Here is a 3,198-nt window from a genome sequence, read left to right on the forward strand (position 1 = left end):
GATCTCAAGCGCCCCGTTAAACCACGCTGGCCGTAATTCGACAGTGATTTGGGGGGTAAACCGGCAGGGATGCCGGTTTAGCCGCCCCGCGCCATGGATGGCGCGTGGCGGCGGCCCCCCAAATCACTGGCGGATTACGGGCACACCGAGCCTGAGCGAGGTGCCGAGTGGTGGGGCAAGAGCGTTTTGCTTACTTTGGCCTGGGCCGGCATCCCGGCTTTTGCAAAGTGAGCCACCGTCAGGGCGGAACCCTAAGTGGCCGTTACCGCAGGAATGGATATGTACACGATCCAACTGTGTCGACCGTCAGGCCGTCTTCGCAGGCAAGCCAGCTCCTACATTTAGATCTTGGGGTGTCAGGTAGAGATGCGTCGGCCGTCAGGCCGCCACTCGAGCAAGCTCCCTCGCCACAGGTCCAGCGTCGTACCCGAAATTGTGTAGATACCTATGCCCCGATAGCGGAGTGTCAGTTACGGATGTAATGGCTGATACTCCGCTATCGGGGGGCAAGCCCCCCACATTGGTTTGTGTTTGGCCGGAAAGGCGGTTATTCGGCGATGAGCCAATCCATCTGCCAGCCACCCTGGGTCTGGCCCAGTTGCTTGGACAGCCACGGCAACAACTCACGCAGTTCCTCCTCCAAGCCCCACGGCGGGTTGGCAATCGCCAGGCCCGAGCCGGTGAGGGTATTGGGCGTGTCCAGCGGATGCACCAGTAACTCCACACGCAGCAGCTTCGGCGCGCCAGTGCCGGCCAGGTCCTGGTAGAAACGGCGCAACATGCGCTGGTCTTTCACCGGGTACCAGATCGCCGCCACCGTCTGGCGCATACGGCTTACCGCCTCCTTGAGGGACGCCGCGCAACGCTGCATTTCGTCGAGTTTTTCAAACGGCGGGTCGATCAGCATCAGCGCGCGCTTTTCCGGCACCGGCAGCAAGGCCCGTGGCACATGCCAGCCTTCGCCCAGGTGCACTTTGACGCGGCGATCACCCTTCATGTTGTCCTTGAGCAGCACGCCATCTTCCGGGTGCTTCTCATTGAGCAGCACACGGTCCTGGGGCCGCGTGAGGCGGCGCGCCAGTTCCGGCGAGCCGGGGTAGTAGCGCAACTGGCCATCCGGGTTCATCTCGTGCAGCACGCGCATGTAGTCGGCGGTGAGCGGCGGCAGGTCGCTTGCGCCCCACAGGCGGGCGATGCCTTCCAGGTATTCACCGGTGCGGTTGGCCTGGTCGCCCTGCAGGTCGTACAAGCCAATGCCGGCGTGAGTGTCGAGGTAGGCGAACGGCTGCTCCTTGCGCGACATCAGGGCGATGAGGCGGGTCAAGGTCAGGTGTTTGAAGACATCGGCATGGTTGCCGGCGTGAAAGGCGTGACGATAATTCATGGTTGCTCCTGCGCAGGGGGCGAAGTTTACCTTCTACCGACGCAAAGGTGCAGGGCCGCACGGCAGGCGGCACGGATGTCACGCTATCACCAGGGGCTTAACTGAGTTGCGAGGCAAGGTAATCAGCCAATGCGCCATGGCTGATTTGCGGCCTGCGTGTGAAGTAGGCGACCTTGTGCTGCAAGGTGGCTGGGGTAAACGCGGTGTAGAGGTCAGGACGCTGCTCCTGGAGCCATTGCAGCAGGTTGTCGACAAGCACCTGCGGTGACTGCTGGGCCATGTGCGTCAGCAAGGACGCCGGAACCTGCCACCAGGGGCTGGCTGGGGCCGCAGCGACTGACCCGGTCGCCACGGACAGCGGCTGGCCGTTGACCAGGTAGCGCTGAAACACCGGCAACACGCGCGCCGCCTCGTCGCCTAATGACTGCAACATCGGCAAAAGGTGCGCGCCGTCCCAGAAACGCAAAAACACCGGCTGGTTTTCCGGCAGGTACACTTGGGTCAAGCCCTGCAAATGCTCGATCACCACCTCCAGCGGGCTGGATGAGACCGCCAGCCAGCCCCAATCCGTCGCTTGGGTGGTGGCTATCCAATCGAGAAAGGCACTGCCCGGCTCAACGATGCCCACGCAGGGCATGACCTCATCCCAGTCAGCGTAGGCCGTGCCCGCCCAGATCGGTCGCGGCATCTTTGCAGCGGCCGTGGCTTGCCAGGCGGCAAGCGGCTTGGCGTCGCTGGCATTGCCCAGCACGGCGTACAGCTGTTCATCTGGCTGCAACGGGTAGTGCGCCAGCCAGGCAATGGGCGTCAAGGGCGCGGGCATCAGGACGCACTCCGTACAGGGGCGCCGATGTCACACTGACCGCTCTTGCAGCGCTCGCATTCTTCACAGAACGGCGCGCTGCGTTTGAGGCTGACCACTTGCGCACGGCTTAACGGCGCGGGCACCACCGCCAATAAAGTCTCGTTCAATCCAGGCATCAACGGCGCCGGCATCGGGGCCGGCGCGCTGCCGAGCTGGATCGGCACACTGCTGAATATCCCGCCCGCTGACAACGTGATCGACTGCCCGCCCGCCTGGATCGTCACGCTGGCACCCGCATCAATGAGGATGCTTTGCCCGGCGCCCAGCGCAATGGTCTGCCCGGCCCGCATGTGCTGGGAACCGCCGACCACCAGATGGTCATCCTGCTTGAGCTCGGTCAAACGGTTGCCGTGGGTGATGCGCTGCTCCTGGCCCTGCAACTCATGGCGCGACTCGCCGCCCACCTGCACGCGACGCTGGTTATCGACCTGTACCTGTTGGTCATGCAGCACATGCTGGGTCCAGTCCCGCTGGGCGCGCAGGTAGATTTCCTCGGCGCCCTTGCGGTCCTCAATACGCAGTTCGTTATAGCCGCCACCGCCAGGGCTGCTCTGGCTACGCCAGATGCTACGGGTCTTGTCCGCCGGCAGGTCGAGGGGCACTGGCGTGGCGGTGTTGGGCAGGCACCCCACTACCAGCGGCATGTCCATATCGCCATTGACGAACCCCACCAGCACTTCCATGCCGACCCTGGGGATCAGCACCACACCATAACGGTCATGGGCCCAACCACTGGCCACCCGCAGCCAGCAACTGGAATGGTCGTTGTGCTCACCGACACGATCCCAGGCCAGTTGCACCTTGACCCGGCCGTACTCGTCACAGTGGACCTCACTGTCAACCGGGCCGGTGACCACCGCGCTTTGATACCCCGATACCGTCGGGCGCGGCTGCTCCGGCAAGGGCGGACGAAACACCGCATCCCATGGCGCGGCGGCAAATGCGTTGG

Annotated in this window: 3 protein-coding genes; all 3 read right to left on the minus strand. The window is 63.8% G+C overall.

Annotation, left to right across the window (positions count from 1 at the left end):
* Positions 1-547: 547 nt before the first annotated feature.
* Positions 548-1,384, minus strand: coding sequence for a 23S rRNA (adenine(2030)-N(6))-methyltransferase RlmJ (locus GIW04_RS29250; RefSeq protein ID WP_032893901.1), 837 nt, complete (start codon positions 1,382-1,384; stop codon positions 548-550).
* Positions 1,385-1,481: 97 nt separating this feature from the next.
* Entirely contained in the window at positions 1,482-2,207 is a 726-nt protein-coding gene (locus tag GIW04_RS29255; RefSeq protein WP_034134733.1) for a DUF4123 domain-containing protein, read from the minus strand.
* The coding region (gene tssI, locus GIW04_RS29260) for a type VI secretion system tip protein TssI/VgrG (RefSeq protein WP_236479493.1) at positions 2,207-3,198 on the minus strand (992 nt) is incomplete at its 5' end. The genes tssI and GIW04_RS29255, both read right to left, overlap by 1 nt.

Origin of the sequence: Pseudomonas sp. PA-4-8C (genome assembly GCF_021606625.1) — a bacterium.
In the GTDB taxonomy this organism is placed as follows: Bacteria; Pseudomonadota; Gammaproteobacteria; order Pseudomonadales; family Pseudomonadaceae; genus Aquipseudomonas; species Aquipseudomonas lactis.